The organism is Marisediminicola sp. UYEF4, from assembly GCF_040546025.1.
Lineage (GTDB): Bacteria > Actinomycetota > Actinomycetes > Actinomycetales > Microbacteriaceae > Marisediminicola.
Window position 1 is genome coordinate 189,782 of record NZ_JBEPNA010000004.1, and the last position, 20,512, is coordinate 210,293.

Annotated in this window: 20 protein-coding genes; 14 read left to right on the forward strand and 6 right to left on the reverse strand. The window is 69.7% G+C overall.

Annotated elements, in window-relative coordinates:
• The first annotated feature begins 8 nt into the window (after positions 1-8).
• On the forward strand, positions 9-878 hold the full coding sequence (locus tag ABIB15_RS06680) for a LysR substrate-binding domain-containing protein (RefSeq protein ID WP_354476227.1): 870 nt from the start codon (positions 9-11) through the stop codon (positions 876-878).
• Positions 879-907: 29 nt separating this feature from the next.
• Here ABIB15_RS06680 and ABIB15_RS06685 read toward each other — a convergent pair whose 3' ends face one another.
• On the reverse strand, positions 908-4,129 hold the full coding sequence (locus ABIB15_RS06685; protein WP_354476229.1) for an ATP-dependent helicase: 3,222 nt from the start codon (positions 4,127-4,129) through the stop codon (positions 908-910).
• Positions 4,122-7,346, reverse strand: coding sequence for a PD-(D/E)XK nuclease family protein (locus tag ABIB15_RS06690; protein WP_354476231.1), 3,225 nt, complete (start codon positions 7,344-7,346; stop codon positions 4,122-4,124). The genes ABIB15_RS06685 and ABIB15_RS06690 overlap by 8 nt, the downstream gene beginning before the upstream one ends.
• A 109-nt stretch (positions 7,347-7,455) precedes the next feature.
• Between ABIB15_RS06690 and ABIB15_RS06695 the strand changes: the two genes are divergently transcribed.
• Together ABIB15_RS06695 and ABIB15_RS06700 are read left to right on the forward strand one after the other, a co-directional pair.
• Positions 7,456-7,680, forward strand: a complete 225-nt coding sequence (locus ABIB15_RS06695) for a DUF3107 domain-containing protein (protein ID WP_354476233.1) — start codon at positions 7,456-7,458, stop codon at positions 7,678-7,680.
• A gap of 10 nt (positions 7,681-7,690) precedes the next feature.
• Positions 7,691-7,981, forward strand: a complete 291-nt coding sequence (locus ABIB15_RS06700; protein WP_354476235.1) for a hypothetical protein — start codon at positions 7,691-7,693, stop codon at positions 7,979-7,981.
• Between the two features lie 41 nt (positions 7,982-8,022).
• Here the strand turns inward: ABIB15_RS06700 and ABIB15_RS06705 are convergent, their stop codons facing one another.
• Positions 8,023-8,700: a ferritin-like fold-containing protein gene (locus tag ABIB15_RS06705; RefSeq protein ID WP_354476237.1), complete on the reverse strand. Its 678-nt coding sequence runs from the start codon at positions 8,698-8,700 to the stop codon at positions 8,023-8,025.
• Positions 8,701-8,921: 221 nt separating this feature from the next.
• Between ABIB15_RS06705 and ABIB15_RS06710 the strand changes: the two genes are divergently transcribed.
• The gene (locus ABIB15_RS06710) at positions 8,922-10,472 is read left to right on the forward strand and encodes a DEAD/DEAH box helicase (RefSeq protein ID WP_354476238.1); all 1,551 of its coding nucleotides are present in this window, start codon (positions 8,922-8,924) and stop codon (positions 10,470-10,472) included.
• 201 nt (positions 10,473-10,673) lie between these two features.
• Here the strand turns inward: ABIB15_RS06710 and ABIB15_RS06715 are convergent, their stop codons facing one another.
• Positions 10,674-11,525 (reverse strand): PHP domain-containing protein, encoded by an 852-nt coding sequence (locus ABIB15_RS06715; protein WP_354476240.1) that lies wholly within the window; start codon positions 11,523-11,525, stop codon positions 10,674-10,676.
• Positions 11,526-11,627: 102 nt separating this feature from the next.
• Between ABIB15_RS06715 and ABIB15_RS06720 the strand changes: the two genes are divergently transcribed.
• Together ABIB15_RS06720 and ABIB15_RS06725 are read left to right on the forward strand one after the other, a co-directional pair.
• Positions 11,628-12,650, forward strand: coding sequence for an endonuclease/exonuclease/phosphatase family protein (locus tag ABIB15_RS06720; RefSeq protein WP_354476242.1), 1,023 nt, complete (start codon positions 11,628-11,630; stop codon positions 12,648-12,650).
• Positions 12,651-12,698: 48 nt separating this feature from the next.
• Positions 12,699-14,210 carry an aminopeptidase P family protein gene (locus ABIB15_RS06725; RefSeq protein ID WP_354476244.1) on the forward strand — a complete coding sequence of 504 codons (1,512 nt, stop codon included), beginning with the start codon at positions 12,699-12,701 and terminating at the stop codon, positions 14,208-14,210.
• Positions 14,211-14,328: 118 nt separating this feature from the next.
• Here the strand turns inward: ABIB15_RS06725 and ABIB15_RS06730 are convergent, their stop codons facing one another.
• On the reverse strand, positions 14,329-14,826 hold the full coding sequence (locus ABIB15_RS06730) for a YflT domain-containing protein (RefSeq protein WP_354476246.1): 498 nt from the start codon (positions 14,824-14,826) through the stop codon (positions 14,329-14,331).
• 36 nt (positions 14,827-14,862) lie between these two features.
• On the opposite strand from ABIB15_RS06730, the gene ABIB15_RS06735 reads away from it, so the two are divergent.
• From ABIB15_RS06735 to ABIB15_RS06745, 3 genes are read left to right on the forward strand one after another with little or no spacing between them, the layout of a single operon-like run.
• Entirely contained in the window at positions 14,863-16,218 is a 1,356-nt protein-coding gene (locus tag ABIB15_RS06735) for a magnesium transporter MgtE N-terminal domain-containing protein (RefSeq protein WP_354476248.1), read from the forward strand.
• A complete protein-coding gene (locus tag ABIB15_RS06740) occupies positions 16,205-16,726 on the forward strand; it encodes a DUF1003 domain-containing protein (RefSeq protein WP_354476250.1) in 522 nt (173 codons plus the stop codon). The genes ABIB15_RS06735 and ABIB15_RS06740 overlap by 14 nt, the downstream gene beginning before the upstream one ends.
• Positions 16,719-17,846, forward strand: a complete 1,128-nt coding sequence (locus tag ABIB15_RS06745; protein WP_354476252.1) for an Mrp/NBP35 family ATP-binding protein — start codon at positions 16,719-16,721, stop codon at positions 17,844-17,846. Before ABIB15_RS06740 ends, ABIB15_RS06745 begins: the two co-directional genes overlap by 8 nt.
• Positions 17,847-17,938: 92 nt before the next feature.
• Here ABIB15_RS06745 and ABIB15_RS06750 read toward each other — a convergent pair whose 3' ends face one another.
• Positions 17,939-18,073: a hypothetical protein gene (locus ABIB15_RS06750; protein ID WP_354476254.1), complete on the reverse strand. Its 135-nt coding sequence runs from the start codon at positions 18,071-18,073 to the stop codon at positions 17,939-17,941.
• Between the two features lie 132 nt (positions 18,074-18,205).
• Here ABIB15_RS06750 and ABIB15_RS06755 point away from each other — a divergent pair, with 132 nt between their 5' ends.
• From ABIB15_RS06755 to ABIB15_RS06775, 5 genes are all read left to right on the forward strand, one after another.
• On the forward strand, positions 18,206-19,126 hold the full coding sequence (locus tag ABIB15_RS06755) for a LysR family transcriptional regulator (RefSeq protein ID WP_354476256.1): 921 nt from the start codon (positions 18,206-18,208) through the stop codon (positions 19,124-19,126).
• A 28-nt stretch (positions 19,127-19,154) separates the two neighbouring features.
• Entirely contained in the window at positions 19,155-19,403 is a 249-nt protein-coding gene (locus ABIB15_RS06760) for an aldehyde dehydrogenase family protein (protein WP_354476270.1), read from the forward strand.
• On the forward strand, positions 19,336-19,650 hold the full coding sequence (locus tag ABIB15_RS06765) for an aldehyde dehydrogenase family protein (RefSeq protein ID WP_502908919.1): 315 nt from the start codon (positions 19,336-19,338) through the stop codon (positions 19,648-19,650). Before ABIB15_RS06760 ends, ABIB15_RS06765 begins: the two co-directional genes overlap by 68 nt.
• Positions 19,605-19,961, forward strand: a complete 357-nt coding sequence (locus tag ABIB15_RS06770) for an aldehyde dehydrogenase family protein (RefSeq protein ID WP_354476258.1) — start codon at positions 19,605-19,607, stop codon at positions 19,959-19,961. Before ABIB15_RS06765 ends, ABIB15_RS06770 begins: the two co-directional genes overlap by 46 nt.
• Before the next feature lie 181 nt (positions 19,962-20,142).
• Positions 20,143-20,512, forward strand: a 370-nt coding sequence (locus tag ABIB15_RS06775) for a hypothetical protein (RefSeq protein WP_502908915.1), incomplete at its 3' end; no start/stop codon positions are given.

Sequence of the window (20,512 nt, forward strand, 5' to 3'; positions counted from 1 at the left end):
TCAGTCGTGTGTTCGATCCCGTGCTCCTCAAGACCCTCATCTCGGTGGCCGAGACACTGAGCTTCACCCGCTCCGCCGAGCTTCTGTCACTGAGCCAGCCGACGGTGTCGCAGCACATTCGCAAGCTCGAGAAGGCGGCGGGGCGCATCCTTGTGGCGCGCGACACCCGCGACGTGCGCCTCACCGACAACGGCGACGCGATGGTGGGGTTCGCCCGCACGATCCTCGCGGCGCATGACGAGGCGACGGCGTACTTCACCGGGTCGGCGATGCGCGGGCGGCTCCGGTTCGGTTCGGCCGATGACATCGCGCTCACCCAACTGCCGCAGATCCTCCGCGACTTCCGCCAGCTCTACCCGCACATCAACCTCGAGCTCACCGTGAACCAGAGCGGCGTGCTCTCTCGCCGGCTGGGCGCCGGGCAGCTCGACCTCGTCTTCGTGAAGCAGGAGCCGGGCGAATCCGACGGGCGGGTGGTGCGCCGCGAGCGGCTCGTCTGGGCGGCGCACAAGTCGCTCGTCCTCGACCCGAGCGCGCACGTGCCGCTCATCGCGTACCAGGCGCCGAGCATCAGCCGCGCCGCCGCCATCCACGCCCTCGAGGAGTCGGGGCGCACCTGGCGCATCACCTGCAACACGCGCGAGGTCAACGGCGTGATCGCCGCGGCACGTGCGGGCATCGGCATTGCGGTGTTCCCGCAGACCATGATCCCGCCGGACCTCGTCGACGTGACGAATGCGTTCGACCTTCCCGCCCTCGGCGAGGTGGAGTTCGCGCTGCTGTCCAATCCCGCCACGGCGCGAGAGCCGATCGAGGCCCTCGTCTCGGCCATCCTGAAGCGACCGAGCACGCTCGCATCGGCGTGGGACTCCGCGTGACGCGCACCCTGACGGTCAGGCCGTGACCATCAGGCCGTGACGCCCCGCCACAGCGTGACCAGTTCGTCCTCGTCGAAGATGCGCTCCGGAGTGATGATCGTGTCGTCGCTGACGAAGTAGAAGACAGCGTCGATGAGGTCGGGGTCGATGCCACGCCACTTCGCGTACGCCAGCCGGTAGAGCGCGAGCTGCAGCTGCTTCTGCTCGAGGTCCGCGGCATCCTTCGGCGCCTTTCCGGTCTTCCAGTCGACGACCTGGTAACGCTCGCCGTCGAAGTAGACCGCGTCGATCTTGCAGATGATCACCTGGCCGTCGAGGGGAAGGTGAATTTCCCGCTCGACGTCCACCGCGGCGAGGCCCGCCCACGGCGAGAGCTCGAAGGTGCGCTTGAGCCGGTCGAGCTCGTCGAGCTCGACCGGGGCGTCATCGTCGTCGATCTCTTGCGCGAGCGCGTCGATCACGTCGGTGGATCCGCCGACGCCGTAGCGCTGCTCGACCCAGTCATGGAAGAGCGTACCGAGCCGGGTGGCCCGGTACGGGCGCTCGGGCATCGGCCGGCGGAGGCTCGCCGCGACCGTGGCCGGGTCGGTGACGAAGTCCTTGAACCGGGATGCGGAGACCCGGCTGGGCACGTCGACGACGGCCCCCTCGCTCAGCCGGCGGCGGCGCTCCTCGAGCAGAAGGTCGAGATCGCGCGCCCAACGGCCCTCGTCACCGGGAACCGCGCCCCGCACGGCGCCGGCGGCCCACTCGACCCGAACGCGACGGTCGCCGAGCGGGTCGAGCGGCCAGGTGAGGGTGTCGACGCGGTCGCCGGCGGGGTTGCTCTCCTCGTCCGGAGACCCGGGAAGCGGCCCGATGACACCCGACTCGGCCAGCGGCAGCAGGAACGGGCTCGGCGTTCGCGGCTTGGTCTGGCTCGCCCAGAATGACCCGGTGAGCAGCAGCGCGTGCCGGGCGCGGGTGACGGCGACGTAGGCGAGTCGGCGCTCCTCGAGCTCGTGCCTTTCGCGAACCTGCTCCGAGAACAGCTTCTGCGCTGCCACGAGCTCCTTGCGGGTCCCGGCGCCCTGCCAGTCGAAGACGGGCAGCTCGGCTGCGTCGCCGCGGAACTCGTAGGGCAGCGTGCCGTAGGCAAGCCAGCCGGTGTAGCCGTCCCCCGGGGCGCCCGGCAGCTCTCCGCTGACCATCCGCGGCACCACCACGATGTCGTGCTCGAGCCCCTTGGCGCCGTGGATCGTCATCAGCTGCACGGTGCCCGGTTCCGGCTCCTCCGGCCGCGGGGCGAGCCCGTCGCGCCACTCGGCCTCGCGCAACCAGCCGAGGAATCCGCTGAGCGAGGCAGACTCGTCGACCGCGAGATAGCCGGACAGCGCGTCGAAGAAGGCGTCCATGTTGGCCCCGCCGAGCGAATGGGTGTCGTTCGCGATCACCTCGATGTCGAGGCGGAGCTCCTGCTCGACGAAGGTGACGGTCTCGAGCAGGTCGAGCCCGGACCGGGCCCGCAGCCGGGCGAAGGTCTGACCGGCGGCGCGCAGTCGCTCGAGCCCGAGCTCGCTGAACGCGCCGAGCGCGCCGTGGCCGGGCCTCGCGGTGGCGACGAAGTCGAGCGCGTCGACGATCGAGCCGCCCTCGCCGTCGGCGACCGAGTTGCGCAGGAGGGTTCGCAGATCATCGTCGAGCGGCTTCTGGGCGTAATCGCGTCCTGCCAGCCACGAGGCGACCCGCCCGAGCGCTTTGAGGTCACGCACCCCGACCCGCCAGTGCGCCCCCGCGAGCAGGCGCACGAGCTCGGAGCCCGCCGACGGGTCGCCGACGACCGCGAGGGCGCAGACGAGGTCGGCAATCTCCGGCTCGGCCAGCAGCCCGCCCACGCCGAGCACGTGGAACGGCACACCGTGACGGCGGAGCGCGTCGATGAAAACGCCCTGCGTCTTGCGGGCCCGGAACAGCATCGAGGCGCTCGGCGGGGAATCGGCGGCCGGCCTGTTCTTCGTCCAGGCGCCCGGCGCCGTCGCGAACTGGTCGCGCAGCCAGCGGGCGGCCGCGTCAGCCTCCTCGGCGAGCGTCTGCTCGAACACCACCTCGACCGTGACGTCGGATGCGGCCGGGGAGGCCTCGAGTCGCTGCACCCGAACGGTGCTCTCGCCCGCCAGCGGCTCGACGATGGCGTTCGCGACCGCCAGGATGTCGTGGCCGTTGCGCCAACTCGTCGAGAGGGCGAACTGCTGCACGCCGCCGGCCTCCGCCGCGCCGAACTGCCGCTCGAAGCCCTCGAGGTTCGCGGCACTCGCGCCGCGCCAGCCGTAGATCGACTGGTTCGGGTCGCCGACGGCCATCACCGGGTGGTCGGCAAAAAGCTCCGCGAGCAGCCAGGTCTGCACGACGGAGGTGTCCTGGTATTCATCGAGCAGCACGATGCGGTACCGGTCGCGGATCTCGGCGACGACCGTGGGCACGCCGCGCACGATCTCGAGGGCGAGGGCCACCTGGTCGGAGTACTCCACGAAGCCGCGCGCCGTCTTCGTCGCGGCGAACTCGGCCGCGAGCTCGACGAGAACCGGCAGGGCGCCGACCTTCGCCGCGAGCTTGTCGACCTCGGCGTAGGCGCCCTTGCCGCCCAGCGGCAGGTCGGCGATCGACACGAAGCGCTCGGCCATCGCGACGACGTCGGCCGGGTCGACCACGTTCTCGCTGATCGCCCGGCTGAGGGTGAGCATGTCGTTTGTCAGGGTGTCGACCGATCGGCCCAGGCCGGCGAGACGTTTGTCGCCGCTCGTCACGACGATGCGCCGGGCGAGCTGCCAGGCCGAGGCCTCGCCCAGCACGGCGCCGTCGCTCTCCCGCCCGAGGAGGATCGCATTGTCGCGGAAGATCGTGTTGGCGAACGAGTTGTAGGTGGCGACCAGCGGCGGGTCGAACGCGTCGTAGTCGCCCGCGACGAGGCCTTTTTCGGCAAGCTGGGCGATGCGCTCGCGGATGCGGGTGGCGAGCTCGCCCGCCGCCTTGCGGGTGAAGGTGAGGCCGAGAACCTGCCCGGCGGTCGCGTGGCCGTTGGCGAGCAGCCACAGCACCCGGTTGGCCATCGTTTCGGTCTTGCCGCTGCCCGCCCCCGCGATGACGAGCGCCGGCGCGAGTTCGGCCTCGATGACGGCGCGCTGCTGCTCCGTCGGCCGCGGCTGCCCGAGCGCATCGGCGATGTCATAGGCGCTGACGGGCCGCCCCGTGCCCTGCTGGTCGCCCTCAGTCACTGGATACCGCCCTCACCCGGTGGAGCTTCGCCGCGGAATCGACCGAGGCACCCCAGCCGCTCACGTCCACCGCGCCCGTGAACTCGGCCGCGGCCATCAGCGTCGCCGCCTCGCTTATCCGTCGACGGAATCCCTCGAGCGCCTCTGCATCGAGCTGCGCCTGCTCGGCAACGCGATAGCTCTTGCCGCGCAGCCCCTCCTTCACGAAGAGCAGCTTTGCTCCCCCACCGCTGTGAGCGCCGAGGGCATCGAGAAACTCGTCGAGCTTGCCCTCGGCGTAGGCGAGTTGGTAGGCGCCCAGCTGCGGATGCTCGTCGATCTCGTTCTGCCTCGTGATCGCCCGACCGGTCTTGAGGTCGACGATCACCACGGATCCGTCGGCCGCGCGCTCGACCCGGTCGATCGAGCCGTTCACGGTGGCCCGCCCGATCTCGAGCTGGAATCGTCCCTCGGCGGCGACGAGCGCCTTGCCGTCGCGGTCGAAGTCGGCGAGGTACTCGGCGACGCCGGCGGCGAGGCGGCGGGCGGCGACCTTCTGGTGCTCGGACATCCACTCCGATTCGAACAGCAGCTCGCCCCAGCGGCCCTCGATCGCGCGGATCAGGGAGTCGACGCTCGCGTCGGTGGCGGTCTCCATCGCCCAGTGGATGATCGTGCCGATCGCCATCGCACCGCTGGCCTGCGTGCCGCCGACCGAGCCGATGAACCAGTCGAGCGGGGAGTCCTCGAACGAACCAAGCGCAGACGGGGAGACCGGAATGCTCTCGTCGTCGAGGTAGAGCGGCTCGGTCGTCGACGGCGCCAGCAGCCCCAGCCACTCGTCGGGACTGGCGCCGGGAACCCCTTCGACCGCGAGGTGGGCGAGGGCGGATGCCGCGGCGGCGCGCTCGGACGGTGCCCGGTTCGGCTGCACGAGCTCCCGGCGGAGCCGCCCGGTGAAGCCGCGCAGCGACAGCGGCGGCATCGCGGAGGTGTCGGTCACGGGAACGTCCGGCGGGAGGAAGCTGAAGAAGACGCTCGGCGCTTCGTCGTCGCTCGCGACCGCGGCGACCACCACCTGGCGGCGTGCGCGGGATACCGCGAGCGCGAACATCCGCAACTCATCGTGCAGCACGAGCCGGCGGGCATCAAGGGGGGTGTCGGCCTGGCCTGTGACGGCCTCGACGAGCTGCTGCGCGCCGAGCAGCGACCCGCGCAGCCGCAGGTTCGGCCAGATGCCCTCCTGCACGCCGGCGACCACGACGACGTCGAACTCGAGGCCGACCACCCCGGACGGGGTCGTGACGAGCACTGCGTCGCCGGAGGACTGCGGTGACAGCGTGTCTTCGGGCACCTCGGCGTCGAGCACCGAGTCGAGGAAGACGCTCGCGGGGGCCGCAGGCTGGCGTTCGACGAAGCGCTTGGCCGCGGTGAACAGCGCCACGATGCCGTCGAGGTTGCGGTTGGCCTCGGCTGCCGTTATTCCCGCGCCCAGCGCCTGGGCGAGCCACGGCGCAGACAGCGCGCTGCGCTCCCACGCGTGCCAGAGCAGCTCCTCGACGGTGCCGCCGCCCGCCGCGAGCTCGCCGACGGAGGCGAGGGTCTGGGCGAGCCGGTCGGCGTTTCGGGCGACGCGGTGGTCGATGCTCGTGAAGCGGCCGGGCGCGGCGAGACCCTCGACGAGCAGCACGTCGCTCTGGCGGGTTCCGCCGCCGGCGAGTTCCTCCGCGCGCAACGCGAGGCGCAGTCGGCGAAGGCCCAGCCGGTCGAGCCCGCCGAACGGGCTGAGCAGCAGGTCGACCGCAAGGTCGGGCGTCATCGCCGTTCTGCCCATCCCGATGTCGACAACGGCGAGCAGACCCCTCGCCGACTGGTCCTCGCGGAGGGGCCGGCCGCCGACCGCGGTGCGGGTGGGCACGTCGGCGAGAGCCAGCGCCCTGGCCACGACGGGCACCTGCGCACCACTGCGCACCACAACGGCCATCGAGTTCAGACCGATGCCGTCGATGAGGTGGCGTTGGCGCAGCACCCGCGCGATCGCCGCGCACTCGCGCGAGGGCGTTGCCGCTTCGATGCGCACGATCGGCTTCAGGAGGGCGCCGGTGGTGGGTTCGACGGGGCCCTGGGTGTCGGGGGCCGGGGCGGCGGCGTCCGACGCAGCATCCGGGCTCGGCACGCTCGCCGCTGCCCGTTGGGGTCCGGCGGCGGCGGTGCCGATCCTCGCGACAACGGCGGAAGTCAGGGTGCGAAGCTTTGGCACCTGCCGGTGGACGGAACGCAGGTACAGGGTGCCGGCCCTGGGCAGCCGCAGCAGGCTCGATAACCGGCCGAGCGCATCGGGCTCGCCTCCGCGGAAGGCGTTCGCGGCGACATCCGGATCCCCCAGCGCGACGATCGCGACGCCGCGCCGGGCGAAACCGCGCAACAGCGTGAGAGTGGACGCCGTGGCCTCCTGCATGTCGTCGACGACGACCAGTCGCAGGCCCTCGATGCGGGCGCTGACCTCGCCCGACTCGAGTGCGGCCGCGGCGCGGTTCACAAGCTCGCTCGAGTCGCACTGGCCCGGGCGCAGCCACCCGCTCACCTGAAGGTACTCGTCGAAGAAATCGGCGGCAGCGGCCCACTCGTCGCGGTCGTGGACCGCCGCGAGCTCCCGCAACACGGTGGTGGAGATGCCGTATTCGGTGATTCGCATGAGCAGGTCGCGCAGTTCCGTGCGGAACCCGCGCAGCGCGCGCACCTGCGGGCCGAGCAGTTCCGGCCACGCCGGCCCGGAGCCGTCTTCGAGGTGCCCAGCAAGCAACTGGGCCATGTCGTGGTCCTGCTCACCGCCGGTGATCAGGCGCGGCGCCGCTCCGCCGGCGAAAGTCGCGGCGTGGCCGACGATCTCGAACGCGAGCGAGTTGACGCTGCGCGCGAGCGGGCCGTTTGTCGGCACGGCGAGGCGCACGGCGAGGATGTCCCGCAGCCTCGTGGCCGTGCTCCGGCTCGGCGTGAGGGCAAGCACCTGCTCCGGAGCGAAACCCCGCTCGAGCACCCGGTTCGCGACCAGTTCGATCAGCGTCGTCGTCTTACCGGAGCCCGGGGCGCCGATGACCGCGGCGGATGCGTCATCGGGGAGGTCGAGGACCGCGCGCTGCGAACGGTCGAGCTCGACGTCGACGAGCGTGAGAGCAACGGATGCCGGCGCGCGCACCGGGGCGGCCGCGCGCCGCCGCTGGAATCCACTGATGCTCACCCGACCCAAGCTAGCCGCTGCCACCGACATCGCCGCGCCGGCCACGCGCACGGTTGCGCTCACAACGAACGGTCCGGGAAGGCAGAGAACTATGTCGTAATCTGAGGACGTGGACATTCGTATCGGCATTACCAACTCGCCCCGCGAGATCAACTTCGAGTCATCGCAGAGCGCGGGCGAGATCGAGAAGATCGTCGCGACCGCCCTCGAGGCGAAGAGCTCGCATATCTCCCTGAAGGACGACAAGGGCAAGCTGTACGTCATCCCGACCGCCGCACTCGGCTACGTCGAGATCGGCTCCGACACGTCACGGCGTGTCGGGTTCGTGGCCTGACCCACTAGCCATGGAGCTTCTCTTCGTCTGCATCGCGGCAGCCGGCATCGGTGCTATCGCGCGCTACCTGCTGCCCGGTCGAGAGTCGCACGGAGTGCTCCTGCTGCCCGCGATCGCGACAGTGGTCGGTGCGGCCGTCTGGGCCCTTCTCACCTGGATTGGGATGCCCTTCAACGGGGGCTGGATCTGGTTCGCGACGCTCGCGCTGTCCGCCCTTTCAGCGGTTGGCGCTGGCATCCTGCTCCCCCGCCGACGCCGGGAAGCCGACTCACGGCTGCTGGCCACCCTCGCCCGCCCGTAGTGCTGCACGGCGCGTGAGCGGCGTCGCCGCAGCGGACCGCTCTAAGCCGTGAGGCCGAGCGCGTCCATCCTGCGGGTGTGCGCGGCAATGAGCTCGGTGAAGACCGGCTCGAGCCTGGCCTCGTCCGGCGCCGTGTTCTCGGGAACGGCGAGCGCCGACCTGGCGATGAGCAGCGTGTCGCCCACGAGACGCCGCCCCCACATTGCGAGGCGGGATGCGAGGCGGGGGTTCGCCCCGATCGCCTCGAGCAGCTCGCCGATGATGAACGTGCTGCCGGCATCCGGAGTCAGGAGCGCGGCGATGCGCTTGCTCTGGTCCTCGGGAAGTCCGCCGGCGAGGCGCACGAAGAAGTCGTCGAGCAGCCCGGCCGTCACATAGACCGTCACGAGGTTCTCGTACCAGTCGGCACCGCGGGTGTCGCGGTGGAACTCGTCGATCGTGCGTCGGAACGGCTCCATCGTGGCCACCGGGTCGTGCCCGGTACGCGTGAGCTCGGCGATGAGCCCCTCGTACTTGGTGAGCGACTGGTGAGCGACGCGGCTCATCGCGTTCTTCCCGCGCGTGTGCGGGGCGGAGCTCACCGCGCCCGCCGCGGTCTCGAAGTTCGTCAGCTGCAGGTAGGCGGCCCGGCCGAGGAAATTGGCCAGATCGGGCGTCAGTTCGCCGAGCGCGACACGGTTGACGTTGTCGGTGCCATCTCTGGACGCGCGGGGCCTCAACCGGGGAATCTCAACATGAGTCCTGCGCTGAGAGAAGAAGGAGGCCACGCCGCTCAGCCTAGCCGTCACCCCTCGCGAGGCACTAACGACGCCCCAACCGGCGCGGAAATGCCATATTCCCAGACCCTCGCCGCTAAACTGGCGACAGGCCCTTTTCTGACAGGGGCATCTGCGCCCCAGGAACAAGCGGGCGTACTCGCATTCATGATGGGCATTCACACGTGACTTTTGCAGAACTCAATATCGATCAGGACATGGTCGACGCTCTCGCCTCCAAGGGCATCGTCGAGCCATTCCCCATTCAGACCCAGACGATCCCGATGGGGCTGGGCGGCCAGGACATCATCGGCCAGGCCAAGACCGGAACCGGCAAGACCCTCGGCTTCGGGCTTCCGCTGCTGCAGTCCCTCGGGCTGAACCCGGAGCCAGGCGTCAAGGCCCTCGTCGTCGTGCCGACCCGCGAGCTGTGCGTGCAGGTCGCCGAAGACCTGACCCTCGCGGCATCCAATCGGGCAACGCAGGTCGCCGCGATCTACGGCGGCAAGGCCTACGAAGGCCAGGTGGAACAGCTCAAGGCCGGCGCGCAGGTCGTCGTCGGTACCCCCGGCCGCCTGCTGGACCTCGCCAACCAGCGGCTGCTGTCGCTCAAGGACGTCAAGGTCATGGTTCTCGACGAGGCCGACAAGATGCTCGACCTCGGCTTTCTCTCCGACATCGAGAAACTCTTCGCGCAGACCTCACCGACCCGCCACACGATGCTGTTTTCGGCGACGATGCCCGGACCGATCGTCGCCCTCGCGCGCCGCTTCATGAACCGGCCCATCCACATCCGCGCGACAGATCCCAACGAGGGACTCACGCAGGCGAACATCAAACACGTCATCTACCGCGCCCACAACATGGACAAGGACGAGGTGATCGCGCGCATCCTGCAGGCCGAGGGCCGCGGCAAGACCGTCGTGTTCACCCGCACCAAGCGTGCGGCGGCGAAGCTCGTCGAGGAGCTCAACGACCGCGGATTCAACGCCGCTGCCGTGCACGGCGACCTCAACCAGGAGCAGCGCGAGCGCGCCATGGCCGCGTTCAAGGCCGGCAAGAAGGACATCCTGATCGCCACGGATGTCGCCGCGCGCGGCATCGACGTCAACGACGTCACCCACGTGATCAACCACACCATCCCGGACGACCACGACACCTACCTGCACCGCGCCGGCCGCACCGGCCGCGCCGGCAAGACCGGCATCGCGGTGACCTTCGTCGACTGGGACGACCTGCACAAGTGGGCGCTCATCAACAAGGCCCTCGACTTCGGCCAGCCGGAGCCGACCGAGACCTACTCGTCGTCGCCGCACCTCTTCTCCGATCTCGACATCCCCACGGATGTGCGCGGCCGCCTCGCGCATGCTGGCCCGCCGCGCGTTCGCGAGCCGCAGTCATCCGATCGCGGCGGCGACCGCGGGGCACGCTCCGGCGGCGACCGCGGTCGCTCGGGTTCGGGCGCCGGCGCCTCGGGTCGCAGCAGCTCGGGTCGTTCAGGTTCGGGCGGCTCGGATCGTGGCGGCGAGCGCGGCCGCTCCGGCGACTCGGCGTCGACCGGCTCGGCGTCACGCTCCCGTGGTGGCCAGCGCACCGGCGATTCCGGAGCGGCATCCGGTTCCGCCGGCACCGCGACGGCACCGACATCCGGCGAGCACCGCGACGGCTCACGCCCCCCGCGCAGCCGCCAGCGCACTCGTCGTCGCGATCCAGGAGCGGCTCCGCCCGTCTCGTAGCCGTCGGTCGTGTGGACGTCGGTCGCGTAGCCGTCGGTCGCACGCTCACCCGTCGCGTGGCTGCTCCTTGCCCGGCTGGCCTGCTCTCGCGCGCATGTTCTTCAGTCCCGCGGCTGTAATCGCAGGCGCACAAGTGAACAACAACCGCGCGAGCGCGCGTGTGCGCCGCGCGAGCCTGCCCGAGCGCCGCGCCGACGCGCCTCAGCCCCGGTACGGGGCCGACCCGGTCGCGCGTGCGACGATGCGCTCGAGGACCTCCGGCGCCGTCGTATTCTCGCCGAGCCGGTTGGGCTTGCCCTCGCCGTGGTAGTCGCTCGAGCCGGTCTGGGCCAGCCCGAACTTCGCGGCGAGCTCGCGCAGCCGTTCCTTGCCGCTGGGCGTGTTCTCCCGGTGATCCACCTCAAGAGCGAACAGTCCAGCATCCACGAGCGTTCGCAGCTTTTCCTCCGGCATCACGTCTCCGCGACCGCGCGTGCCGGGATGGGCGAGCACCGGCACTCCCCCGGCGGCGACGACGAGCTTCACCGCCGTGAGCGGATCCGGCGCGTAGTGCGGTTCGAAATATCCCTGGCGCGGGTGCAGGATGCTCTCGAACGCCGCACTCCGATTGGGGACATGTCCGCGCGCGACGAGCGCGTCTGCGATGTGCGGGCGGCCGACGGTCGCCCCGACGCTCGTCTGGGCAAGCACATCCATCCAGGTCAGGTCGTAGTCCGCCGCGATCCGCTGCACGATGTTCTCCGCGCGCTTGAGCCGCGCATCCCTGATCCGCGAGGTCTCGGCGACGAGGCCCGCGTCGAGCGGGTCGAACAGGTAGGCCAGCAGGTGCACGCTCTTCCAGCCGAAGAAGGTGCTGAGCTCCATGCCCGGGATGACCGTGAGTCCGGTTCCGGATGCCGCCGCGATGGCTTCGGTCCACCCGGCGGTCGAATCGTGATCGGTGATCGCGATCACATCAAGGCCGGCGGTGACCGCCGCGCGCATCAGCTGGGCCGGCGTCTCGGTGCCGTCGGACACGCTGCTGTGGGTATGAAGATCGATCGGGGACGGCATGCTGCAATCGTAGAGGGGCCGCTTGCACGGCCGCCGAGTGCCCCAGTCTGGGGGCTGGCCCCTCAGCCTCCGCACGGCGCGCGGCGGCTATGGTGATCTCAGATGATTCGTAAAATCGCCGCCGCCGTGCTGACCATCGGACTCGCCGGCATCCTCCTCGTCGCGGTCTGGCCGCAACTGCTTGGGCTCGAACTCGTACCCGTGGTGGCCCACATCGTGTCGCTGCGGGCGGTGGCCGCCGTCGGCGCCCTCGCCGGGATCGTCGCGCTGCTTCTGGTCGCCCTCGTGATCCCGTCGTTCCGGCGACTTGGCGCATCCCTCTCCGTTCTGCTACTCGTGTTCATCGCCGCGACCGGCGCCGTTCTCGCCACCCGCGGATTCGGGTCGGCCGACGCGGCGGCCACCGCCGACGGCGCGGGGGACGATCTGACCGTGCTCACCTGGAACACCCTTGGGGATGAACCGGGTGCCGCGGAGATTGCCCGTCTCGCTCTCGAGACCGGGGCCGACATCGTCGCGCTCCCGGAGACCACTCGGGAGACCGCGGTCGAGGTCGCGGTCATCATGAAGCGGGAGGGACGCCCGATGTGGGCGCACACCCTCGCCCTCGACGAGATCTCCAAGGCGAGGTCGACCTCGCTGCTCACCAGCGCCGACCTCGGCACCTACTCCCGCGACACCTCGAGGGGGTCCACCTCTGTGGTGCCCTCGGTGATCGTGACGCCCGACGACGGCACGGGACCCACGATCGTGGCCGCACACCCTGTTGCCCCGATCACCGGATACTTCGACGACTGGCGCGAGGGCCTCGAGTGGGTGAAGGGAGCATGCACGGGCGAGAACATCATCGTCGCGGGTGACTTCAACTCCACAATCGACCACAACAGCCGACTCGCGAACGATAGCGCCAGCACGATCGGGGATTGCGTCGACGCCGCGCTGACAACGGGGGCCGCCGCCGTCGGAACCTGGCCGACCGACGTGCCACCGCTGCTCGGCGCTCCCATCGACCGCGTCATGGCAACAGACGACTGGACGGCGACCAGCGTGAGGGTGGTCCTCGACCGGGACGGCCTCGGCAGCGACCATCGCCCGGTCGTCGCGACACTCAGGCCCACGGGCTGAGAACCTAGGTACCCCGCTCGCCGTGCGCGAGCAGTGCGACAATGATGCATGGCTGATCCCACGAAGACCACCTCGCGCGCGACCGAGAACCGTTCGACGACCCCCAGCTCCGATGCGTTCAAGGACTACATCGGCAGCAACTGGGCCGACCGGGTCGATGTCGTCCCCCCCGCACGCGAGCAGGCTGCCTACGCGGCGGCGAGGAGGCAGCGCCTCTCCGCGCTGTACCCCAACGCGACGATCGTGATTCCCGCCGGCTCCCCCAAGGTGCGATCGAATGACACCGACTATCCCTTCCGAGCGCACTCCGGATTCGCGCACCTCACCGGCTGGGGCAGCGACACCGTTCCCGGCAGCGTGCTCGTGCTGCTGCCGACCGCGCAGGGCCACGACGCCACACTGTACTTCCGAGAGGCCGCCGGCCGCGACTCCGACGAGTTCTACGCGAACTCCGACATCGGCGAGTTCTGGACCGGACCCCGCCCGGGACTGGCGAGCGTCGCCGCCGATCTGGGACTGGCGACGGCCAGCATCCACGAGCTCGCCGGGGTGCTCGAGTCGCTCGCGACCGACTCCGTTCTTCTGCGCGAGGTGGACGCGGAACTCACCTCGACCATCGACACGCGCCGCATCGCCACCTCGCGGGCGGATGAGAACGGCGATTTCGCCTTCGTCGCGAACGGAAATCCCTTCGAGGAGCGCGACATCGAGCTCGCCCGCGACCTGAGCGAGTTGCGTCTGGTGAAGGACAGCTACGAGATCCACGAGATGCGCCTCGCGGTCGACGCGACGAAGCTGGGCTTCGACGACGTCGTCGCCGACCTGCCCGCGATCATCGCGCACCCCCGCGGCGAGCGCCTCGTCGAGGGCACATTCAACCGTCGCGCGCGGGCGGAGGGCAACACCGTCGGGTACGACACGATCGCGGCATCCGGCCCCCACGCCTGCATCCTGCACTGGGTGCGCAACGACGGTCCCGTCGTGCCCGGCGACCTGATCCTGCTCGATGCCGGCATCGAGCTGGAGAGCTACTACACGGCCGACATCACCCGAACCCTGCCGGTGAGCGGCACCTTCACCGAGGTGCAGCGCCGGGTCTACGAGGCGGTGCTCGAGGCGGCGGATGCGGCGTTCGCCATTGTGCGCCCCGGTATCCGGTTCCGCGAGATCCACCAGGCGGCGATGGCCGTCATCGCGAAGAAGACGGCCGAGTGGGGCCTGCTGCCGGTGACCGCCGAGGAATCGACCAAGCCGGAGAACCAGTTCCACCGCCGGTACATGGTGCACGGCACGAGCCACCACCTCGGAATCGACGTGCACGACTGCGCGCAGGCGCGCCGCGACCTCTACCTAGACGGTGTGCTCGAGGCGGGCATGGTGTTCACGATCGAGCCCGGCCTGTACTTCCAGCCCGACGACCTGAGCGTGCCGGAGGAGTTCCGCGGCATCGGGGTGCGCATCGAGGACGACATCCTGGTCACCGAGTCCGGTGCGGAGAACCTGTCGATCGGCACCCCACGCACCGCGGACGACGTCGAGGCCTGGCTGGCGCGCGGCTGATCAGCCGCGCGGGCGCTGTGTGTCCGCGCGGGTGTTCTTGGCGGTCCCGCGGGTATTGTTCAGCCGCGCGGGTGCGAATACTACGGCGGGAGTGAACAACACCCGCACGAACGCGCGACTACTCGGTCGGTTCCGGGCGCGCGAGCAGCTCCTGCGCGCGAATGGTGAGCGAGGGGTCGATGATGATCTCGTACTGGCTCGCGAGAACCTGGTTGATCGAGGTGAAGTCGTGGCGGCGGCGGTTGAGCGCGTAGGAGACAAGGCTGAAGATCATGCCGAATCCTCCGCCGATCAGCACGGCCGCGCCAACGAACACGAACGACGACGGCTCGGCCGAGAATAGGAACAGGATGAGCCCGAAGAACAGGCCGAGCCAGGCGCCGCTCGCCGCTCCGGCACCGGCCGCCTTCGCGTTCGTGAGCTTGCCGGTCACCCGCTCGACGGTCTTGAGGCCGCTTCCCACGATCGAGACCTGCTTGATCGGGAACTCGGCCTTGGCCAGCCGGTCGACGACTGCCTGTGCCTCGGGGTAGGTCTCGTAGGTTCCGAGCACGTCACCCCGGGGCAGGGTCGGGAATACCTGGGAACGACGGGAGAAAGCGCTGGGTGTGGTCACGAGTCCATTCTTTCATCGGTCAAGTAGGGTTTTAGCGTGAGTGCCGCGAGAGTCTTCGTCGCCCGGCTTGGCGGGTGCTCCGTTTTCGACCCCGCCGGCGACAAGGTCGGACGGGTGCGCGACGTCATCGTGGTCTACCGGACTACCCAGTCGCCCCGCGTCGTCGGCCTCGTCGTCGAGGTGCCGGGGCGCCGGCGGGTGTTCCTCTCGATCGGGCGGGTCACGAGTATCGGCTCCGGCCAGATCATCACGACCGGGCTCATCAACATGCGCCGCTTCGAGCAGCGCGGCGGCGAGGTGCGAGTGATCGCCGAGGTGCTCGGCCGCGAGGTCAAGTTCGTCGACGGCTCCGGCGCGGCGACGATCGAGGATGTCGCGATCGAGGAGATCGGTCCGGGCGAGTGGCAGGTCAGCGAGCTCTTCGTGCGCCGTCCGAAGCCGAGCCCGTCGCCGTTCGCCAAGGGGCAGACCCTGTTCGCGCGATGGTCGGACGTGCTCGACACCACCATCACGGGCGCGCCCCAGTCGGCGACGCACCTCCTCGCCACCTACGAGGACCTGCTCCCCGCCGACCTCGCCAACGCACTGCTCGACCTGCCAGAGCAGCGCATGCTCGAGGTCGCCGACGAGCTCTCCGACGAGCGCCTCGCCGACGCGCTCGAGGAGATGCCGGAGAGCGATCAGGTCGGCATCCTGAACCAGCTCGAGGACGATCGGGCCGCCGACGTGCTCGACCAGATGCAGCCGGATGACGCCGCCGACCTCATCGCGCAGCTGAGCGACGAGCGCGGCGAGGCCCTGCTCGACCTCATGCAGCCGGAGGAGGCCGACGATGTGCGGATGCTCCTCGCCTACGCGCCCGATACCGCCGGCGGGCTGATGACGACCGATCCGATCATCGTCAGCGCCGACGCGACCGTCGCCGAGGGGCTCGCGCTCATCCGCCGGCACGAACTCGCCCCCGCCCTCGGCGCCGCCGTGTGCGTCACGCTGCCGCCGTATGAGCCGCCCACCGGCCGTTTCCTTGGCATGGTCCACTTCCAGCGGATGCTGCGCTACCCGCCCAACGAGCGCCTCGGCACCCTCCTCGACCAGAAGCTCGAGCCCGTGCGCGCAGACGCGTCGGCCGCCGAGGTTTCCCGCATTCTCGCAAGCTACAACCTCGTTTCTGTGCCCGTCGTCGACGAGAACCACCGTCTGGTCGGGGTGGTGACTATTGACGACGTCCTCGACTACCTGCTCCCAGATGACTGGCGAAGTTCCGACGGTGATGAACCGGCCCTGCCGCCGAGAGCCCGTCCCCGCACGGCCCTGTCGGCCGACACGAAACCGATCACCACGATCAAACAGAGACTGACGCAGCGAAGGAGGGCGCCAAGTGGCACGGATTAGCCGTCAGGACATCCGCCTCGACGCCCCTAAGGGCTCGCGGGGCCCGTTCTCGCCGCGCCTGGGCGCACGCCAGAGCCGTGACCGGTTCGGCCGGTTCACCGAGTGGATCGCACGCAAGATGGGGACGCCGTGGTTTCTCATCGGGCTGACAATCTTCGCCGCGGCCTGGCTGATCTACAATGTCACCGCCCCCGCAGCGTGGCGCTTCGACTCGGCCGCGAACGGATTCACCGCCCTCACGCTCATCCTGTCGTTGCAGGCCTCGTACGCCGCCCCGCTCATCCTGCTCGCGCAGAACCGTCAGGACGACCGCGACCGCGTGCAGATCGAGCAGGACCGACAGCGCGCCGAGCGCAACCTCAATGACACCGAGTACCTCGCCCGCGAGGTCGTGTCGCTCCGTCTGGCGATGAAGGACATGGCGACGAAGGAATTCATCCGGGGCGAGCTGCGCTCCCTCGTCGAGGAGCTCGACCGCGACAAACGGGAGGAACACCCCGTTGACTGACGGATCGGTCGAAGACGGCATCCGCGCGGCGCTTGTCAGGGTGATCGATCCCGAGATCCGCAAGCCGATCACCGAGCTCGACATGGTCGGCGAGGTGTCGGTCGATGCCGCGGGCTCCGCGACCGTCGGCATCAAGCTGACGATTGTCGGATGCCCCGCCGCCGACACCATCGAGCGTGACGTGCGCGCTGCCGTTGCCTCCGCGCCCGGCGTCACGAGCACGACGGTCGACATTTCGATCATGACTCGCGAGGAGCGGGCGGCGCTCACCGAGAAGCTGCGGGGCGGCCGGGCGAAGACGATCCAGTTCGGTCCCGACTCACTCACCCGCATCTACACGGTCTCCAGCGGCAAGGGCGGCGTGGGCAAATCAACCCTGACGGCCAACCTCGCCGTGGCCCTCGCCGCGAAGGGGCTGGCGGTCGGGGTCATCGACGCCGACGTGTTCGGATTCTCGATCCCCGGCATCCTCGGCATCGCCGGAATGAAGCCGACCCAGATCGACGGCATGATCCTGCCGCCGGTCGCGCACGGTGTGAAGGTCATCTCGATCGGCATGTTCGTCGATGGCAACGCGGCGGTCTCGTGGCGCGGTCCGATGCTGCACCGCACGATCCAGCAGTTCCTCACCGACGTCTACTTCGGCGACATCGACATTCTCCTGGTCGACCTGCCTCCGGGAACCGGTGACGTGGCCATCACCATTGGGCAGCTGCTGCCGCACGCGGAGGTGCTTGTCGTCACGACCCCGCAGCCCGCGGCGGCCGACGTCGCCGAGCGATCCGGTACCGTCGCACGGCAGACCGGGCAGAAGGTGATCGGTGTGATCGAGAACATGGCCGGCTTGGCCCAGGCCGACGGCACCGTGATCGAGTTGTTCGGCACGGGCGGCGGCGAACTCGTCGCGGCTCGCCTGTCGGAGGGGCAGGATGCCCCGGTTCCAGTGCTCGCGTCGATCCCGCTCAGCGTGGCCCTGCGCGCGGGCGGCGACTCCGGGCAGCCGATCGTGTTGTCGACCCCGGACGACGCCGCTGCGGCGAGCATCATCCGGGTCGCCGACGATCTTGCGCGGCGCGGGCGCGGCTTGGCCGGGCGCAAGCTCGGTTTCAGCGTGCGCTGAGCAGGCGAGGCGCCCCGGCACAGCAAAAACCCCGACCGCGAGGGGTCGGGGTTGGATGCTCGGCAGCAGGCGAGACCGGCTGCGCGACCGGCCTATGCGTGTTGGCGCAGGGACAGTTCGGTGTGGCGGGTCGGGATGGGGCGGTAGCCGTCCCGAGCGGTGACGACCACGGTGGTGGCCGAGAGGCCGATCGTTGCGATGAGGACGACTGCGAGAAGTGCGAACATGATTGACCTTTCTGACTCCGGGCGACAGGGACGCTGCGTGCGGGAGTGGTGATGTGTAAGTTCCTCTAGTTCACCGCGTTTTGCTCTTTAGCACAATCGCATAATTATGAAATAACTGTGTAGCATCACTACATGGACGTGCGCCGGCTGGAATTGCTCAGGGAACTCGCCGAGCGAGGCAGCATCACCGCGGTCGCGCGCGCGACCCGGCGCACCGTTTCTGCCGTGTCGCAGCAGCTGAAGGTGCTCGAGCGGGAGGCCGGAACCCCGCTCACCGAGCGCGCGGGCCGTGGCATCGTGCTCACCGGAGCCGGCAGGGCACTCGCGCGCACCGCAACGGATGTCTCGGTGGCGATGGCGCGCGCCGATGCTCTCTGGGAGGACTTCAAGCACGCACCGCAGGGCGAGGTCACCCTCACGACGTTCCCCTCGGCCGGGCAGATGCTCCTTCCCGGGCTCCTCTCCGCCATCGCCGACCTGCCCGGGCTCGTGATCCTCTGTACCGACCAGGACCCGCTCGTCGTCGATTTCGCCGACCTGACCCCGGACTTCGACATCGTGCTCGCCGACTCCCCCGGCAACCTGCCGTCGTGGAAGGAGCGCGGCCTCGCGGTCGTGCCGCTCATGCAGGAGCCTCTCGATGTTGGACTGCCACTCGGCCACCGCCTCGCCGCGAAGGCGACGCTGCTGCCGAGCGACCTCGTCGACGAGACCTGGATCGGCGTTCCGCACGGATTCCCGTTCGACCGCGTTCTCCGCGAGATCGAGGTGGCCAACGGCTCGCCCGCGCTCATCGGGCAGCGGTTCGCCGACAACGGCATCGTCGAGGCAGTGGTCGCCGCGGGCCACGGAATCGCCGTGCTGCCGAGGTACACCACGAACGACCACGAGAACGGGCTCATCACTCGACCGCTCAGCGGCATCCGTGCCACGAGGCAGATCTCTGCCCTCATGCGGCCGGACCTGGCCGAGCGGCCGTCGGTGCGCCGCGTCGTGAAGGAACTTCGCGCGGAGGCGCAGCGATTCCAGGCCGCTCACGAAGGAGTGGTCTAGGCGGGGATCCTCCAGTGCAGCCGATGTTCTGGATGCCGTCGCCCGCGCCCGGCGCGCCCAACTCGCGTGGGCGCGGGCGGGCTGGGCCCACCGGCGATCCATCCTGCTGCGCGCGCACGACCTGCTGCTGTCGGGGAAGGAGCTCCTGCTGGACGCGGTGCAGACCGAAACCGGCAAGACGCGCGGCCAAGGGTTCGAGGAAGTTCGCTCTGCAGACCGCCGCCCTGCACCAGGGCTCCGCGCTCGACTGGTCGACCGACGTCGGCTCGCTGACTGACCGGGCCCAGTTCCAGCGCACGCAGGCCCACGTCGACGATGCGATCGCGCGCGGAGCCAGCGTGCTCGCCGGCGGGGCCGCGCGCTCGGACCTCGGTCCGCTTTTCTTCGCCCCGACGGTTCTCGCCGGCGTCACCGAGGAGATGTTGTGCGCGCGGGAGGAGACGTTTGGACCCCTTGTCGCTTCGCCGTCGCCGACTCGGTGGCCGAGTCGATCGTCGCGGCCAACTCCGGGGACTACGGGCTGAACGCATCCGTCTTTTCCGGTTCGATCTCGCGAGCCCGTCGCGTGGCCGACGCTCTGAATGTCGGCGGCGTGAACATCAACGAGGGCTATCACGCCACGTTCGGATCGGTCGATGCCCCCATGGGCGGGACCAAGCAGTCGGGACTCGGAAGGCGCAATGGTCGAGAAGGTCTGCTGAGGTTCGTCGAGCCGCGCACGGTCGCCAAGGCGACGGGCCTGATCACGCTCCCCGGCGCCGGTTCCGAGTTCGCCCGTTTAGTCGGGGCGATGATCGCGGTGCTGGTGGCGTTGAAGTCGATCCGGCGCCGCTGAGGCGGGCACGGGTACGCCGATAGAGCAGGTTCGCCGCGGCCGTGTCGAAATCCGGCACGGGGTGCCTTCGACTCCTCCTCCACAGGGCCTGTTCCGGGAGGGTCGTCCACAGGCAATACCCCAGATCAGGGTGTTGTTTGGTATTCGCGGGAATGTCGGTGGTGCCTGTCAGTATGTGGGTATGTGCAAGACAACCGACACCCTCATCGACAGCGCTTCTGCGTTCGCGGCCGTGTGGGCTGGTGCGCTCACCGGGTTCGGCGACCAGGTCGGTGTGCACCCGGCCACTGGCGCGCCCGGCGCTCCCGGCACGGCAGCCGGCACATCGTTTGGGACAATCAGTGTCGCCCCCGCCCAGCTGGATGTGGAGACCATGTCCGACGCGGGCCTGCTGCGGGCGCTCCGGTCCGGGTACGACCTGAAGCGGCAGGTTGATGCGCTGCTGGTGCGTGCCGTGGGGGAGCTCAGTGTGCGCTCCCGCCCCTCGCTGGGCCAGGGCGGGCTCGCGAAATCGTCCGGGCACACCTCGCCGGCATCGCTGATCACCGAGC

What these genes read in the sequence shown, in the direction of transcription:
- ABIB15_RS06700 (WP_354476235.1), top strand. Translation starts at nt 7,691, where the DNA reads ATGGAGCTTCTCTTCGTCTGCATCGCGGCAGCCGGCATCGGTGCTATC.
- ABIB15_RS06715 (WP_354476240.1), bottom strand. Translation starts at nt 11,525, where the DNA reads ATGCCGTCCCCGATCGATCTTCATACCCACAGCAGCGTGTCCGACGGC.
- ABIB15_RS06720 (WP_354476242.1), top strand. Translation starts at nt 11,628, where the DNA reads ATGATTCGTAAAATCGCCGCCGCCGTGCTGACCATCGGACTCGCCGGC.
- ABIB15_RS06725 (WP_354476244.1), top strand. Translation starts at nt 12,699, where the DNA reads ATGGCTGATCCCACGAAGACCACCTCGCGCGCGACCGAGAACCGTTCG.
- ABIB15_RS06750 (WP_354476254.1), bottom strand. Translation starts at nt 18,073, where the DNA reads ATGTTCGCACTTCTCGCAGTCGTCCTCATCGCAACGATCGGCCTCTCG.
- ABIB15_RS06755 (WP_354476256.1), top strand. Translation starts at nt 18,206, where the DNA reads ATGGACGTGCGCCGGCTGGAATTGCTCAGGGAACTCGCCGAGCGAGGC.